This is a genomic window from Aquimarina sp. EL_43 (assembly GCF_943422735.1).
GTDB lineage: Bacteria > Bacteroidota > Bacteroidia > Flavobacteriales > Flavobacteriaceae > Aquimarina > Aquimarina megaterium.
The window spans coordinates 2,246,135-2,264,760 of record NZ_CALSBR010000001.1; the positions used below are offsets into that span (position 1 = coordinate 2,246,135).

The window sequence follows — 18,626 nt, forward strand, 5'->3', positions numbered from 1 at the left end:
AGGTACATTATATCTACACCCATCCATTTAGATTTCAAATTATATTCAATTAACCAAGGCTGTAAAAAATTTGGCATAGGAGTTTATTTCCCAATTTTTAATGATTATAAATGCAATGAATAAAGTGTCTGAAAATCGAACATATAGTTTAAACATACCACAAATGTTATGGGATGGACTGTCTGAAAACTGGTTAATGAAAGAACTAGGTGATATACATTGGAAAATGATATCAGAAGGACTGGAAACAGAATCAGACAAGTTGATTGATAGTAATGGAAATAGGCTATATGCTAGCTTTGTTCGAATAAAATGGGAATCTAATAATTGCCTGAGTGAATTCAGTGAAAACGAAGAAATAGAGATTAAAAGCCATCTATCGAAGTATGGTAAAAAGATGTTTTTTAGTAATGGTCAGGTAAGCGGGCATAATAAAGATATAAAAACAGAATTGATGTCCGTTTTTTCTTCTCGAAATTCGGGAAATAACGAGAAACTCGTAAAAGGAACACCTTTAAACGTAGAGCATAAAAATATTCCGGTTCACAATAAACTTCCTGAAGTCGCAAAAAACTTTTTTAAAGCAAAATCCTGTTTTTTTCAATCCGAAAAAAATGAAGAAGATAACGATATACAAGAAATAATTCTTAATGATAGCTCTTTTAATATCTCTACCGATATAGAACCTTTGTTTCAAAAAAAATATCAAATTGATTCTTATGATGATATCAATGGTGTTGGGCTTTTATATTTTGCTTCGTATCCCAAAATAAGTGATAAATGCGAATTGAGTTTTTTTCAGAAAAAATACATTGGAGAGATTGATAATTATAATTGGGCCAAAAATAGCTCTACCATTGCTAGAGATATACACTATTATGGAAATGCTAATGCCAATGAAGAATTAGTATATAATCTAGAACATTTTTCTTTCCTGGATGAGAACACAATCAAGCTAAGCTCTTCTTTAGTAAGGGAAAAGGATGGGATGTTGATAGCAAAGATATTTACAATTAAAAAATTATCAGAACCATTAAACATTGCAAGTATTTGGATTAGAGGAGAAAAGGAAGATGAGAAAGAGTCTTTTTCAATACCACATACACCAAACCTGGAAACTGCTAAATTTTCAGATAATCCTTCAATATTTAATCAAAATTTTAAAAAGAATAGCGATCTAAGTGAAGAACAATTATGCGAAACTATGGTCAGCTTTTTTTCTGAAATTTTAGAAAACAAAGAGATTACTATCCATACAGACTTAAGAAGGTTTGGTGTTGAATCTATTGTATATACCGAACTTTCAGAACACCTCAATATAGAGTATGGCTTGCAAAGTAATCCAAGTACATTTTATGGATTATTTACAGTGAAAGAAATTGCATCTTTTCTGCTTTCAGACCATAGTGTTATATCTGATTTAAAAGAAGATAACGAAGTTGTAAGCACTAAGAAAAATCATATAAATTCTCATGACATTGCCATTGTAGGGCTTTCACTAAAGGTACCTGGAGCGAATAATAAAGAAGAATTTTGGGAAAATTTGGTGAATGGAAATTCTTGCATCACTACTACACCAAAAGAGAGATGGGATTGGCCAGAAAATATCGATATAGATGGTATTCATAAAGGGATCAACTATGGAGGATATATAAAAGATGTGGATAAATTTGATGCATCTTTTTTCGAAATATCCCCAAGAGAAGCAAAATTAATAGACCCGCAACAAAGAATTCTTCTGGAATTAACCTGGGAACTAATTGAAAACTCTGGATACAAACCTTCACTATTAAAAAATAGTAAAACAGGTGTATTTATAGGTGCTAGTGGGAGTGATTATGAAACTTTATTACATAAAAACCCTGAAATTAAAGAGTTTTCGGCTACGGGAACGGCGATGGCAATGCTTTCAAACAGGATTTCATATTTTTATGACCTTGATGGCCCAAGCTTAACCATTGATACGGCTTGTTCCTCATCTTTGGTTGCCATAAATAATGCAGTTGCAGCCATCCAACAGAACCAATGCGAACAAGCCATAGTTGGAGGCATACATCTTATGTGTGAACCAACAAAGAGTATTGCTTACAAAGAATCCAATATGCTAAGTGTTGATGGCAAATGCTACACTTTTGATGACAGGGCTAATGGATATGTACGTGGTGAAGGAGCAGTGCTACTTCTTTTAAAACCAATGCCAAAAGCAATAGCCGATAGTGATAATGTGCTAGCTATAATTAAAAGTACAGCAGTAAATCATGGAGGCTACTCCGGAGGGGTAACTGTACCTAATCCAAACAAACAAAAACAGCTCATTGAAGAAGCATATACAAAGGCTAATATTGATATACAAAATGTATCATATATAGAAACACATGGCACAGGAACCAGTTTAGGAGACCCTATAGAAATTTTAGGTTTGACCAAAGCTTTTCAATCATTACAAGGTCAAAAAAATAAAAAATACACGCCTTGGTGTGGAATAGGATCAGTAAAAACCAATATTGGTCATTTGGAAGCAGCATCTGGAATTGCCGGACTACTCAAAGTAATTATGGCTATGAAGCATAATTATTTACCTCCTACTCAAAATTTCAAAAACATAAACAGCAAAATTGAAATAGAAAATAAACCTTTTCATATTCTGGAAAATGGAACGGAATGGTTAACAGGCAAGGATCAAAAGAGAATTATTGCGGGAGTAAGTAGTTTTGGAATTGGTGGAGCAAATGCCCATGTAGTTATTGAATCCTATGAAAACGATGAGATAGAGAATTCTAAAGCAATCGAGGGACCACATTTATTTATATTATCAGCAAGACGAGAAGAAATACTGAAGAGTTATGCAAAAAGCATGCTGAATTATGTGAGCCAAAACACATCTATGACTCCTTATCAATTGTCATATACCTTGCAAAGTACCAAAGAGGAGATGGAACATAGGTTAGCTTTTGCATATGATACTATCGAGAATCTCAAAACATATTTGACAAACTTTCTGGAAGGAACTTTTCAATCTAACATTTATGTAGGTAGTATAAAAAAATCAAAACTAAACCAGCTAGATAAGAATGAAGTTATCGTAGATAGCTTGGATTTGGAGCACGTAGCCGAACAATGGTGCCTGGGTAAGAATATAAATTGGAGAAAATTATATCCGATTGATACTAAGACTCTGGAAGTTCCGACATATCCTTTTGATCACAAAAGAGGGTTTTGGGCTGCTTATAAAAAGCAACAGGATATTGTTGAAAAACATCCTGAATTAACTCCGCTAAAACTACAAGAAAAGGATAATGCTTTTGGGACTTTAGTAGAACTCCCGATTCCCATACGAGTTTTGCATACTACAGATGATACTATTATTTCTTCGGGTGAAGGTTTTGATAAAGTATCAGTTTCTAAACCTGCTAATATCTCACTCAAGTCACTTAATGATATAGATTCTGAAAATATACACCCGAGAGTAACACCCAAAGCAAAGTTTACCCTTGACCATACTGCTGGACATGCATTAGAAGCATCTAATGCTTCAAAGGTGATCTCTTCTATAAAATTATATGATAGGAGTCAGGGAGTTTACAGTCTTGATATTGATACAAAAACAGGCAATACACTTTCTAAAGAATTAATAGAAGAATTGATGCATAGTCTAAACTATGTAAAAACCCTTCCGTTGTTAAAAGTATTGATATTAACAGGCACGGGTGAAACGTTCCTTCAAGGTGATCGGGAGGCTTATAATGAATCTATAACTCAAGGGCTTTACCAATCTATAGTGTCTTTTCCTTATCCAATAATAGCAGAGATGCAGGGAGATGCTATGGGATCAGGTTTCTTACTGGGAGCTTTATGTGATTTTATGGTTTGTAGTGAGGACTCGCGATATGGTTATACAGATATAACAGTTGGATTGTTTCCTTTTAGGGAAGAGGAATCTTTGTTTGGTGAGCGTTTTGGAGATGTGTTTTCCAGGGATTTTTTATATCGTTTTGGATTATGTACAGGTACTTCTTTAAAGAAAAGAGGTTGGAGTGTTCCGATTGTAGCTTCTAATGAAGTGCACCAATATGTAGAAGATCTAGCCTTATCATTGAGTGAAAAGCCTGTAACTTCTCTTGGCTTATTAAAGCGACATCTTGGTCGTGATCTAGAGAAGCAAGTAGCAGGATTAAAGCAGGTAAATACTTTTAAGGCAGAAGATGAATTCACAGGATCTGATAATGTGGTAACCACCCGATCCAAATACATAGAACTGGAGTCCCCTATAGAGGGAGTGCTCACAATCAGGATAGCTACAGGAGATAAAAACTATAAACTAAAAACCCTTATTTCCGGTTTAGAAGATATTTTAAATCAGTTAGAAAATACATCGGCTTATAAGGTTCTTGTACTTAGCAGCACAGCCAAAGACTTTTTAAGGGTATCTAAATTATCAAATTCAGTATCGTTGATTAAACAACTTCAAAATCTACTGATTAATGCTCCTGTTCCCGTGATTGCAGCTTTTGAAGGAAATGCTACAGATATAGGTTGGTTACTAGGTCAGTGTTGTGATGTGTGTATCTATCATACCGAAGGTATATATTCGGCTTCGGGGCTAGTTGGAGTAGCAGAATTAGGTAGTTTATCACTTCCGTTTTTTGTTCGTGGGTTAGGAGATTACCTGGCTCAGGAGGTATTGCTTACCGGTAGGGAGTATAGTGGTTTGGATTTACAGCAGCATACAGGTTCTGTAGTGATTTCAGCAAATCCGATTACAGAGGCCTTAGATCAGGCTGGATATTGGTCATTGCTACCTATTGAAGTTATACGAGATTGGAAAAAGGCTCAACAGACGATATTAAGATCAGTATTAGATAAGTTACCAATCTGGATAGAAAGCGAAGAAGTAAGCTCAATCTCATTACCAGAGGTAGCAACAGAAATAGAATTAAGATCACAAGTTATAAAGGCTACTTTACATCCAGAAGGAATAGTAGAGATAAAGATGGAAGATCGAGAGGCCAAGAATATGTTTTCAGATGCCTTTATGGAAGGAATGATAGAGATCTTCGATCATATAGCTGCGTCTTCATTATACAAGGTGGTGATCTTAACGGGATATGACAGTTATTTCATCTCAGGAGGAACTAAAGAAATGTTACTCGATATACAGGAAGGCAAAATTAAATTTACTGATACTACAATATATCACTTAGCCATGGATTGTAATATTCCTGTAATAGCATCCATGCAAGGACATGGTATTGGAGCAGGATGGTCTATGGGTATGTTTAGTGATTTCCCAATATTGAGTACAGAAAGTCATTATGTAAGCCCTTATATGAATTACGGATTTACTCCCGGGGCAGGCTCGACGTTGATTTTTCCTGAGCGTATAGGTTATGATCTTGCTCGTGGTACGTTGCTAACGGGAATAGAATATTCTGGAAAGGAATTAAATAAAAAAGGAGTATCCTTACCGGTTGTTTCCCGTAAGGAGATTGGAGAGTTTACATTTACATTGGCCAGAGAATTAACGCGTAATACCCGTGATAGTTTAATTGCCTTCAAACATCAGATAACTCGTGATATCAAGGATCGTTTAGAAGATACATATACCCGGGAGTTGTCTATGCACGAAAAGACTTTTGTAGGACGTTCGGATACCCTGGAGCGTATAGAAGGTAATTTCAATACTACTTCAGAAGATACTCGGGAACAAGTAGCTTTTACAGAGAAAGCTATTTTATCCAAGTCTGAAAAAACACCACAGTATGCAGATGTATTACCAATGATTAAAAATAATCTCAAAAACTTACTGGCTCAGGAACTACACATGGAAGAAGACGAAATTGATGAGGATAGTCAGTTTGTAGATCTAGGTTTGGATTCAATCATAGGAGTAACCTGGATAAGAAAGATCAATGAAAAATATAAGATTTCCATTAACGCAACCAAAATTTACAGTTATCCAAACCTTATAGAATTTAGTCGTTATGTTAAAGAGGAAATGCAGAAACTGGGAGTGCCGCCTATTCAGAAAGAAGCAATACCTGTAGAGGTTAATGCATCAATAATATCTCAGAATACAGATGCTTTGTCATCTAATCAAAGAGAATCTATCTCAAAACCTAAAGTATCAATAACAACATCGGATCTAAGATTAAAAGATAAACCTCAATCCATAGCCATCATTGGTATGGCAGGTCAGTTTCCTATGGCAAATAATGTGGAAACTTTCTGGAACAATATTGTAGAAGGGAAGAACTGTATAAGTGAAATTTCTCAAAAACGATGGGATATTGATAAATACTATCAAGATGGAGAAGCTACTCCGGGAAAAACGTATAGCAAATGGATGGGGGCACTTGAAGAATATGATCTTTTTGATCCTTTATTTTTTAATATATCACCATCTGAAGCAGAATGTATGGACCCGCAGCAAAGGCTGTTTCTGCAAACCTGTTGGCATGCCATAGAAAATGCAGGCTATAATGCTAAACTATTGGAGAAAAGTAAATGCGGTGTATTTGTAGGTTGTGGCCAGGGAGACTATCATTTGTTATCTGATAATATGCGAACAAGTGCTTACGGTTTTACAGGAGGAGATAACTCAATACTGGCTGCACGGATATCTTATTTTCTGAACTTGCAAGGTCCTTGTTTGACTATCGATACAGCTTGTTCTTCCTCATTGGTAGCGATTGCTAATGCTTGTGATTCATTGATCCTGGGTCAGAGTGATCTTATGCTGGCTGGAGGAGTATATATTGGAGCAGGGGCAGATATGCATATCAAGACTTCACAAATGGGAATGTTATCATCAGATGGCAAATGCCATACCTTCGACCAAAATGCTAATGGTTTTGTGCCAGGTGAAGGAGTTGGAGTAGTGATGCTAAAAAGGCTTGAAGATGCAGAAAATGATGGAGATAATATCTTGGGAGTCATCAAGGGTTGGGGCATTAATCAGGATGGCAAGACCAATGGGATTACAGCCCCGAATACCGAAGCTCAATCTAAGCTACAACAAGAAGTTTATGATAATTACAGAATAGATCCATCTTCTATTCAGTTGGTTGAAGCACACGGAACAGGAACTAAGCTTGGAGATCCGATTGAGGTTGAGGCTTTGGTAGAATCCTTTACAAGATATACTTCAGAAAAAGCATATTGCGCACTGGGTTCTGTTAAAAGTAATATTGGTCATTGTTTAATGGCTGCAGGAGTCGCAGGAGTGATTAAACTCTTGATGTCGTTGAAATATAAAAAACTGCCCCCAACCATTAATTTCGAAAACCTGAATGAACATATCAGTATAGAAAACAGTCCATTTTATGTTAATACTCAACTCAAAGATTGGCAAGTAGAACAAGATCAACAGCGACAGGCAGCAATCAGTTCTTTTGGGTTTAGTGGGACTAATGCTCATATGGTTATATCTGAATATAATTCTGCAGAAACTAACACACTAAATTCAAAAAGTAATCAAGATACAGGTTATGTTTTTCCCTTATCAGCAAAAACAGAAGAACAGTTAAAGCAAAAAGCTGTTGATATACTAGCGTATTTAAATAAACAAGAGCAATCTTGTGATTTGGATCAGGTAGCATATACCATGCAGATTGGAAGAATGGAGATGGAATATCGTTTGGGGGTGGTAGCAAGTACTCAAGATCAATTAGTAGAAAAACTAAATGGATATATTGAAGGAAAGAAACGGACTCAAGATACGTTTGTAGGAAAAGCAAAAAATAATGAAACTACAATTTCATTATTTTCAAATGATACAGATTTACAAGAAACGATAGATAAATGGATACAGCAGAAAAAGCTTTCCAATCTAATCAAATTATGGGTTGAGGGGTATGATCTGGATTGGAATAAACTGTATGGAAAAGTTAAACCCCAACGTATTCAATTACCACTTTATCCTTTTGCCAAAGAACGATATTGGATTGAAGAGAATAAAAGTAGAAAGAATGTTGAATCAGTTTTTGAACAGGAAATAACTGAACCACTTTTTTTTAGAGAATATTGGAAAAAAGAACAGCGTACCATTGTTCCGGTAAAGAAAGAAAATCGCTCAACTATTGTTTTTGCAAACAAGGAGTTTAGCGAAATGTTGAAACAAGAGATGCCAGATAGCCTGTCTCAGACTATAGTTGTAGAGCAATCAGACAATTATCAAAGAGTTACATCTCAGTTGTATAAGTGTAGTCCGGATAATACACATGATATAGAAAAAATACTTGCTATTGTAAATGATCAGGAACGTAAACCAATTCATATTCTTTACCTGTGGGCAAAAGGTAAGGGAGAAGAAGGGATTTATAGGTTGTTTGATGTGTTTAAAACAATCAGATCATCAGCTTTACCAGTAGAACACATAACACTTGTAGGACATTATAATACAGCTGAGGTGAATACTTGTTGGGACTATTCCTGGATAGGCTTTGAACGATCTTTAAAACTACTGCTACCCAACACAGAATTATCTTTGTTTTATATTGATTCTCCGATATATTCATTGCAATTAATAGCAGAAGCGTTGCAATGTAATGGAGTATTGTGGTATAAAAATGATCAACGATATAGGTTGTCTTTACAGTCATCGATACCCAATAAAGTAACTAACGAATCTGTTCTTAAACAAAAAGGAAATTATTTAATTACCGGAGGGTGCGGAAAATTAGGCTTACAGTTTGCTCGTTTTTTGGCAGAAAATTATCAGGCAAATTTATTGTTGATAGGTCGAACACCAATATCTTCGGTGATTGAAGAACAATTAGCAATAGTAAAAAATGCTGGAGCAGGACAAGTACATTATCGATCTGTCGATGTCAGTGATAAAGAAGCGATGTTGGCATTACGATCACAACTACCTTTTGAGATTTCAGGGATTATTCATGCGGCAGGAATAGCATCTTCACAGCCATTTTACCAACGTTCAACAGATGATATCAAAACTATACTTTATCCCAAAACCTATGGGACTATTGTACTCGATGAGGTGTTAAATCAACCGTCTTTAGATTTTATCTGCTATTTTTCATCGGTATCAGCTTTTTTAGGAGATTTTGGATCCTGTGATTATGCTTTAGCAAGCCGTTTTCAGATGGCGTACAGTTTTTATAGAGAACAAAAACCTGAGTTAAAAAGCAAAACGATGGTCATCAACTGGCCATTATGGGAAGAAGGAGGTATGGGAACCAGTGATGCCGAGCAAGCTTCTTTTTATTTAAAAAGTAGTGGACAGGAACCATTAAAAACATCTCAAGGAATAGGATTATGGCATGACCTTATAAAAACAGATAAATTGCAAACCTTGGTTATGTTAGGGAAACCATCAAGGATAGAACAAGTTTTAAATCGTTTATATGTTACAGAGCAGTCAAAAAGTATAGAAAATGTATTAGTCAATACAAACAATATTAAAAAAATAGAAAGAGAACTTCGGGATCAAGGGATTTCGGTAAAAGATTGTGTAACTAATGATCTAAAACAACAGATAGCAAGCCTGACAAAAATCAATCAGAATCGATTAAAGGTAGATCAAAATCTTACCGAGTATGGTTTTGATTCTATTAGTTTAGGTAAACTTGCCTCTAAGCTAGCAGCTTATTTTGAAGTAGAAATAACCCCAGCAGTATTCTTTAGCGCAACTACAATTCAAAAATTGGTAGATTATATTCTGGAGGAGTATCCAGATCAGATAGACGAATTTTATATCACTGAAGCAACCAATGAAAAAGGAAATAATGAAAAAATAACAATAGCTAAGCTAAAAAGTATTAAGCCAATACATAATAACTCATTTTCCTCACACCTTTATCCAAAACAGATAGATGTATCAAATACTGAACCTATTGCAGTAGTGGGGATGTCGGGACGTTTCCCACAGGCGCAGACAGTAGATCAACTATGGTCGTTACTTTCAGAAGGCAAAGATGCTATTACCGAAATACCAACAAATAGATGGGATTGGAGTGATTATTACATAGCTCCAGACAATACTAATAATAAGATAACAACAAATAAAGGAGGTTTTATTCACGGAGTGGATAAGTTTGATCCTTTGTTTTTTGGAATTTCACCGCGTGAAGCTGAGTATATGGATCCGGCAGAACGCTTATTACTGATAGAAACTTATAAAGCTATTGAAGACGCCAGAATATCTCCAAAGGAGATCAAAGGTAAAAAGGTAGGTGTTTTTGTAGGAATGGAAGAAGGGCAATACGATCAGATTACCGGAAAACCAGGAATTACCACTACCGGAAATGCAATGATAAGCTCCAGACTTTCTTACTTTTTGGATCTTCAAGGGCCGGCTATTTCAACAAACACTGCCTGCTCTTCAGGATTGGTAGCACTTCATCAGGCAGTTTCGAGTTTACGTCAGGGAGAATGTAAATCAGCTATTGTAGCAGGAGTTTCATTGTTGCTTTCACCAGAAAGTTATATAATGATGAGTGAGGCAGGCATGCTTTCCGAAGATGGGCGTTGTCATACATTTTCAAAAAATGCCAAAGGTATTGGAGTAGGAGAGTCTGTCGTAGTTCTAATGTTAAAACCACTATCGACAGCTATAGCAGATGATGATACTATCTATGGTACAATTAAAGCTAGCGGAATTAACTTTGATGGAAAGACTAATGGAGTTACTGCTCCTAATGGAGATAGACAGGCTGCATTAATTGAAAAAATCTATACTGATCACCAAATCAATACAAATGATCTATCCTATATCGTTACACATGGAACAGGTACCAAATTAGGAGACCCTGTTGAAATAAATGCATTAGCCAAGGCCTTTAAAAAATTGAAAGGAGATCAAAATTCTTTAGCAAAACAGGAATATTGTGCCCTAACCAGCTGCAAGAGTAATATAGGACATACCCTGGCAGCATCAGGCCTGGTGAGTGTTGTTAATTTACTGAAAGCGATGCAACATCGCCAAATACCGGCAAGTCTCAACTGTGTTGAAGAAAACGATTATATAACTTGGAGAGATAGTCCCTTCTATATCAACAAAAAGAAGAGAGAATGGACCAAGGATCAAAGTAAACCTTATCTGGGAGCTGTGAGTTCTTTTGGAAGAAGCGGTACCAATGCACATGTTGTAATAGAAGAATTTGAAGTTCCTGTAGAACATAAACAGCCTATACCAGTAAAGACTCGGGAAGAAAAAGTGATGATTTTACTCTCAGCAAGAACTGAAGAGCAGTTGTATCAAAAAGCGCGTGATGTGTTGGATTTGATCTCAGAACCTAAAGAAACTTTTAATGTACAGGATTTGGCATATAGCCTTCAGGTATGTAAAGAAGAGTTTGAGGTACGCCTTGGTTTCCTGATAAATACCATGAATCAATTGATTGAAAAACTGGAAGCGTATCTGGAAGGTTCAGAAACAGTAGAGGGAATCTTTTTGGGTAAAGTAAAACACGGTCAGGAAGATATGAATATCATCAATGGAGATGATGATATGAAAGAAGCAATTGAAAAGTGGATTACCAGAAGAAAACTGCCCAAACTAATGGAATTATGGGTTAAAGGATTGGCTATAGATTGGAAAAAATTCTATGGAGAAAATCACCCCAAACGTATTGCATTACCTGCTTATCCTTTTGCACAAGATCGTTATTGGATAGACTCTACTCAAAAATATTCGAAAACTATAGGAAGTGCCTTACATCCATTAGTACATTATAATACCTCAAATCTCATTGAGCAAAGCTATAGCTCAACATTTAGTGTAGAACAGCCTCTTATAGCTGGATATAGATATCAGGATAATATAATAATAACTACAGGAATATACCTAGAAATGGCAAGAGCTGCAGTCCAAATGGCTGCACCTTCCATAGAAAACTCAACAGTTATTCAATTAAATCATTTGAAGTGGGGAATGCCCTGTATCGTCGATAAAGATAAAAATATCAAGGTTTCATTATCGGTAACGAACGATAACAAAGTTCTATATGAAATAAAGAATCAAGAGAAAGAAAATCAAGAGACTTATTTTTTCGGAAATGCAATACTCAGAACAAAACCCGAAATCACAAAATTGGACATTTCAGAACTTAAAAAACAAATTAAAGCCGAAAAGATAGAAATATCTGGCTTATATGATGCTTTAAAAAATGAAGGAGTAAGTTATGAGAAACCTTTTCAGGTTCTTGATGAAATACTCGTTGGAAACGAGCAGGTATTGGCAAAACTTGTAATGCCGGTAACAGAGCATAAAAAATATGTATTACATCCAGCGATAATAGAAGGCGTTATACAAGCGAGTACGATGTTATCCCCAGAGACAAAGGCATTGATACCAGTAGCGATGGGAACTTTAACGGTAATTTCTGCTTATACTGAAGAAATGTTTGCCTGGATAAGAATAACACCAGAAGAGCAATCCCAAAGCAGTTCTATAAAACTTGATATTGATCTATGTGATAAGAACGGTAATAGTATAATCATCATTCGAGACTTAGAACTGGTAAAAGCTTGTGAATTTTTACCCCTTTATAAGAAGACATCTATTATAGAAAGTGATCTGAATTGGGATAAGGTTAGTTACCAGACTCAATGGGAAGAACAACCCATTAAACCATCAAAAATTGAGGTAACTCATAAAAATGTATTGATTGTATGCAGCGGAAATACTTCCGGGTTTGAAGAAGAGATACAAAAATATCACAATCAGAAAGAGGGAGGTAAAACTTTTGTTATAAAGGTTTCTGATAAAACAATACAGGTATCAGATAAAGAATGGCAATGCGGAATAAACGACCCTAAAGGTTTTCAGGTTTGCTTACAGAGTATTGATACTATAGATATTGTGTATTTTCTTTCTCTCGAAAATAAATTTTCTCAACCAGTTGATCAAACAGAATTAAGACAGAATTACGAAACGCAAGAGATTCAGTTTTTACGTCTTGTTAAATCCCTTAAACAAGAAAATAGCATTAAAGAAAAAATTGAAACCTATGTATTGACATTAGATACGCATACGATTCATGCAGAATCTAATCAATTTATCGGGGCAGGAATTACAGGTTTAGCCTATTCTCTTGCACAAGGGAGTTATCAATTCCGTATTAGAAATCTGGATGTATCTTCAGAAGATATAGAGACGTCAAAAGAGCATGCTCAACTACTGGAAATGATCTTACAAGAACCTCCTTCAGATAGAGGAGAAGTATTTAAGATCAGATCAGGAAAACGATATCGCCAGAAGCTCTACAAACTAAACTGGAGTAAGCAGAACATGACTGCAATTCGTCAGAATGGTGTATACATAATTGTTGGTGGAAGCGGTACTGTAGGAAAGATTATTACTCATCAATTGATGGAAAAATATGAAGCAACAGTAGTGTGGATTGGAAGAAGTGAAGTAACCTCAGAAAAGGTGAAAACAGCTATGAAATCGTTTGATGGATGTAAGGGCAATTTAGAATATATGCAAGCAGATGTAACCGATCTGGAAGCCATGCAGGAAACTATAACGTTCATAAAACAGAATTACATTACTATAAATGGAGCTGTTTTTTCTGGAATGATCTTCAACTTTGAAAATTCACTAGATCAAACTACAGAAGAAGAGTTTAGATCTATTTTTGATTTGAAAGCCCAAGGGAGTTGGGTTTTCTATACAGCTCTGAAAAATGAATCCCTTGACTTTATGTGTTATTTTTCATCGGGACAAGCCTATTCTTTTTCAGGAGCATCTAAGCTTTCTGCTTATGCCAGCGGTATTACATATGCTGATAGTTTGGTACACTCGATAAGGAGAGAATCAAAATTTCCAATAGGGATTATCAACTGGGGGTTCTGGAAATCCTCATTAGATACCATTGAAGATGGTAATGAAGAAATTTTGACAGATAATTTTGAAGCTCTTGAAAATAATGAAGGTTACCAATGCTTCGAACAATTTATTGGAGAACTTTGTAATGAAAGAATTCATCAAGCCCTATGTATGAAAGCATCATCACCTATTAAGGCATTGATGAATTGTGATCAGGATGAATTTATCTCCTATATGGAAAAATCAGTATTGTCTTCAATACAACTGTCTGCTAAAAACATTGAAATTCCACAAGAAAAAATTGATAGATTAAAAGACGAAGAAGAAAAAAGCGAACTTGAAGATTGGCTTCTTCAATTGTTATATTGCCAAATAGAACAATTAATAAAGGTAAATTATCAGGAAAAAACACTGAAAATTTCTGACTTACGAAAACGATGTGGAGTCCTGGATAAATATACTTCTTGGTGGGATAATTGCCTTCAAAGGTTTAATCAAAATGGGTATATTCAGTTTAAAAATGGAACTATTAGTTCTCTGAAAAAGACAAATACCAAAGAAGTATGGAACAAATGGGAAGTTGAAAAAGAAAAGCATTTACAAAATCCTGATCGAAAAGCCTGGGTAACCCTTGTGGATAATTGCCTGGAAAAATTACCAGAAATTTTAACTGGCAAAGTTTTGGCAACAGATATTATATTCCCTAATGCTTCGATGGAAAAAGTCGAAGGAGTATATAAAAATAACTTACGATCAGATACCTTCAATGAAATAATAGCCAATGCTGTTGCTACTTACATACAACAAAAACTGCAATCTAACCCAGAAGCAAAACTAAGAATCCTGGAGATTGGCGCAGGGACAGGAGGAACATCGGCTATTATTTTTTCAAAATTACAACCCTTTAAAGCTTCTATAGATCAATATTGCTATACAGATCTTTCAAAAGTGTTCTTTTTTCATGCAGAAGAAAAATATTTACAGGACAATCCATACATACATTGTCAACGATTGGATATAGAACAACCAATAGAAGATCAGGATATTGAAGCAGGTTCATATGATTTGGTAATTGCAACCAATGTGCTACATGCAACACGTGATATACGGCAAACCTTACGTAATGCTAAAGCTATACTGAATTCAAATGGATATTTGTTTATTAATGAATTAAGTACTCCGGCACTTTTTAACCATCTTACTTTTGGATTACTAGATGGATGGTGGCTTTTTAAAGATGCTGATCTTAGGATGCCCGGAAGCCCTGGAGTAACATCTGCGGGATGGCAGAAGGTTTTAAAAGAAGAAGGTTTCCCTATGGTATTGTTCCCCGCCGAGGAAACACATAATCTAGGGCAACAGATAGTTTTGGCTCAAACTGATGGTGTAATAAGACGTAAAATATCAGTAAAAAAGAAACAGAAAGGATCTTCTACTCCTCCTATTCTTGAAAAAAGCAAACCAGAACAACCTAAAAAGAAGATATCAGATTCATTACAAAAATCAGGTTTTGCCTCAAAACCATTACAAGATGTTTCAGAATATACTCGAACAGTAATTTTGGATAGTTTATCAAAAACTTTGAAAATTTCTCTTGCGAGTATTGATTCGAATATAGCTTTTTCAGATTATGGAATAGATTCAATTCTAGGGGTAAGTTTTATAAATCAAATTAATGAAGCTCTTTCTATTTCATTAAATACAGCAATTATATTTGAGCACTCTTCGGTAAATCGTTTAGAGAAACATATTGTAAATACGTATCAGGAACAAATAAAACCTCGTATACCCAAGCAACAAGATATTACACCTCTAGAAAATAAAGAGGAAGTGTCAGAGATTCATGAGAATAAAGTTATTGCACCTGTTAACTTAACAGGAAATAGGTTCAATATCAATGAAAAAGCTTTTTTGGGACCGTCTTCAGAACAAAGAGAATCAATCCTATCTGAGATTGCAGTGGTAGGAATATCCGGAATGTTCCCTAAAGCAGATAATATTGAAGAATTTTGGCACAATTTGGAGAATGGAATTGATGGTGTGAGCGAGCTTCCTGATTCTTACCTGGATCAAAGAAATTACTATAGTACCACAAAACAACCCGGTAAAACCCGATGTAAATGGGGAGGAATATTAGAAGAAAGAGATTGTTTTGATCCTTTGTTCTTTAATATTTCTCCAAAAGAAGCAGAATCTATGAATCCACATCAGAGATTGATTCTTCAGGAAAGCTGGAAAGCAATTGAAAATGCTGGATACAACCCCAAAGATTTTTCCGAAACTCAAACAGGGATTTACATTGGTGCCGAACCTACAGGATATACAGGAGAAACTTTCACAGGATACTCTGATGCTATTATCGCTTCTCGATTATCCTATATTTTAAATTTGAATGGTCCTTCCTTTGTGGTTAATACTGGTTGTTCTTCTTCTGCAGTAGCTTTGCACTTAGCTTGCGAAAGTTTAAGAAATAAGGAAACAGATTTAGCACTTGCGGGAGGAGTAAACGCTTGTTTGGATCAAAATGTGTTAATCCGACTCGATAAAATTGAGATGTTATCACCAAAAGGTCGTTGTTTTACTTTTGATCAGACTGCCGATGGCACTATAATGTCAGAAGGAATAGGTATGGTAGTATTGAAACGTCTGGAAGATGCAGTAAAATCAGGAGATAAGATTTATGGTGTTATTTCAGGGTCTGGAATTAATCAAGACGGTGCGAGCAATGGTATAACAGCACCCAATGGGGCTGCGCAGGAAAAACTTATAGTAGATATTTATAATAAGTTTAATATCGATCCGGAAAAGATCAATTATGTCGAAGCACATGGTACCGGAACAAAACTCGGTGATCCTGTAGAAACAAATGCTTTGGTAAGAGCTTTCCAAAACTTTACAGAGAAAAAAGAATTTTGCGTAGTTGGTAGCGCTAAGTCTTATGTTGGGCATGCCGCAGCTGCTGCAGGTGTTATTGGACTAATAAAGGTATTATTGTCTTTGCAAGAGAATAAAATACCTAAGTTGTTAAACTTTAAAACTATCAATCCTCTTATTGAATTTACCGATTCTCCTTTTTATATCAATACAGAAATTATAGATTGGAGTCCATTAGAAGGAATACCCCGAATGGCGGCAATAAACTCTTTTGGACATAGTGGAACCAATGCGCATATAGTTGTAAAAGAATATTTGTACCCTGAAAAACAAAATACAACCAGAAAAAATAATCCGGTTATTATTCCACTTTCTGCGAGGACACCTGAACAGTTATCACAAAAAGCTATTGACTTATTGAGGTTTATTAGTTATCAAAAAGAAAAAGGGCAAATAACCAACAGGGTAAACTTAACAGAGTTAGCATATACCCTTCAGGTGGGTAGAGAAGCTATGGAAGAACGTTTAGGGTTTGTGGTAAGTTCTATAGAAGAACTAGTCAAAAAACTTAAGGCTTACATTAATAGAGAACGTTCTGTTAAAAATACCTGGATAGGACAGGTTAAGCAAAATAATGAAATTCAAGACTTGTTTAGCGTTGATACAGATCTACAGCAAATTATTGATAAATGGATTACCGAAAATAAGTTGTCCAGCTTAACAGATCTATGGGTAAAAGGGCTTAAGTTAAATTGGTATAAATTGTACGAAGGAGAAATAGTCAATCGAATTCCTTTACCTTCATACCCTTTTGCTAAAGAAAGGTATTGGCTAAATACGTCAAAAAATGAAGAAAGTATAAAGAAATCAGAAACTTCGGTTTCAATTATACATCCTTTATTACATCAAAATACTTCTGATCTAAGCCAACAATGCTATACAACTGCTTTCAACGGTAAGGAATTCTTCTTAAGAGATCATAAAGTAAATGGACATAAAGTACTACCTGCAGTAGCCTATCTCGAAATGGCTCTGGCAGCAGTTAATCATGCATCAACCATTTATCAAGAAGGATATATAGTAGAACTACAAAATGTAGTTTGGCTAAAACCGCTATATGTTGATGCAAACAAACAGGCTTCTATAAGTTTATTTGACAGTGAGAATAAAAGTAGTACTGAAGAAAAAATTGATTTTGAAATTTATAGCAACGATACAAAAGCACAGCATCAGCAAGAGGAGATACATTGTCAGGGGCAAGCAATTTTCATAAAGGGTGAAATCTCTATCAAAAAGGATATTGATCAGCTTAAAGCACAAATGTGTGAAGGTATTATCGAATCTCATACGGTTTATAGTTCCTTTAAACAGATAGGAATGGATTATGGCCTTTCTCATCAAGGAGTATCGGTTATTTATATGGGAGCAGAACAACTTTTGGCACAACTTAGCTTACCTGTAGAGGCAGAAACCGATCATAATCAATTCACCTTGCATCCCAGTGTAATGGATAGCGCTCTTCAGGCATGTATAGGTTTAATGGTGGATGTAGATAACCTGCCATCCAGACCATTACTACCTTTTGCACTGGAATCTGTACATATAATTTCTAAATGCACTTCCCTAATGTACGTATGGGTACGTTATTCTCAGGGTTGTAAACCCGGAGATAGAGTGATTAAACTAGATCTGGATCTGTGTGATCAAGAAGGAAATGTTTGTGTACAGATACTTGGATTTTCATCTCGGATTTTGGAAGAAAAAATAGATAACACTTCTCAGGTTACATTACATAATCAAAATTTCGATGATAGTTTTTATAGCGATGTAATTGAGAAAGTTTTGAATAATGAAATCTCAGTAGAGGAGGCAGCAAAGCTAAATTGATCTTAGAGATAATAAACAAACATTGAGGGATTTTTTAAGATTACTTCACCTCCCTAAAAGAATAGTTAACAAC

The 18,626-nt window shown here is 35.4% G+C and carries 1 protein-coding gene; it reads left to right on the forward strand.

Annotation, left to right across the window (positions count from 1 at the left end; genetic code table 11):
- The first annotated feature begins 115 nt into the window (after positions 1–115).
- A complete protein-coding gene (locus NNL09_RS09955) occupies positions 116–18,553 on the forward strand; it encodes an SDR family NAD(P)-dependent oxidoreductase (protein ID WP_256524085.1) in 18,438 nt (6,145 codons plus the stop codon).
- Positions 18,554–18,626: the final 73 nt, after the last annotated feature.

Coding starts and splice junctions, on each gene's coding strand:
- NNL09_RS09955 (WP_256524085.1), top strand. CDS start 116: ATGAATAAAGTGTCTGAAAATCGAACATATAGTTTAAACATACCACAA.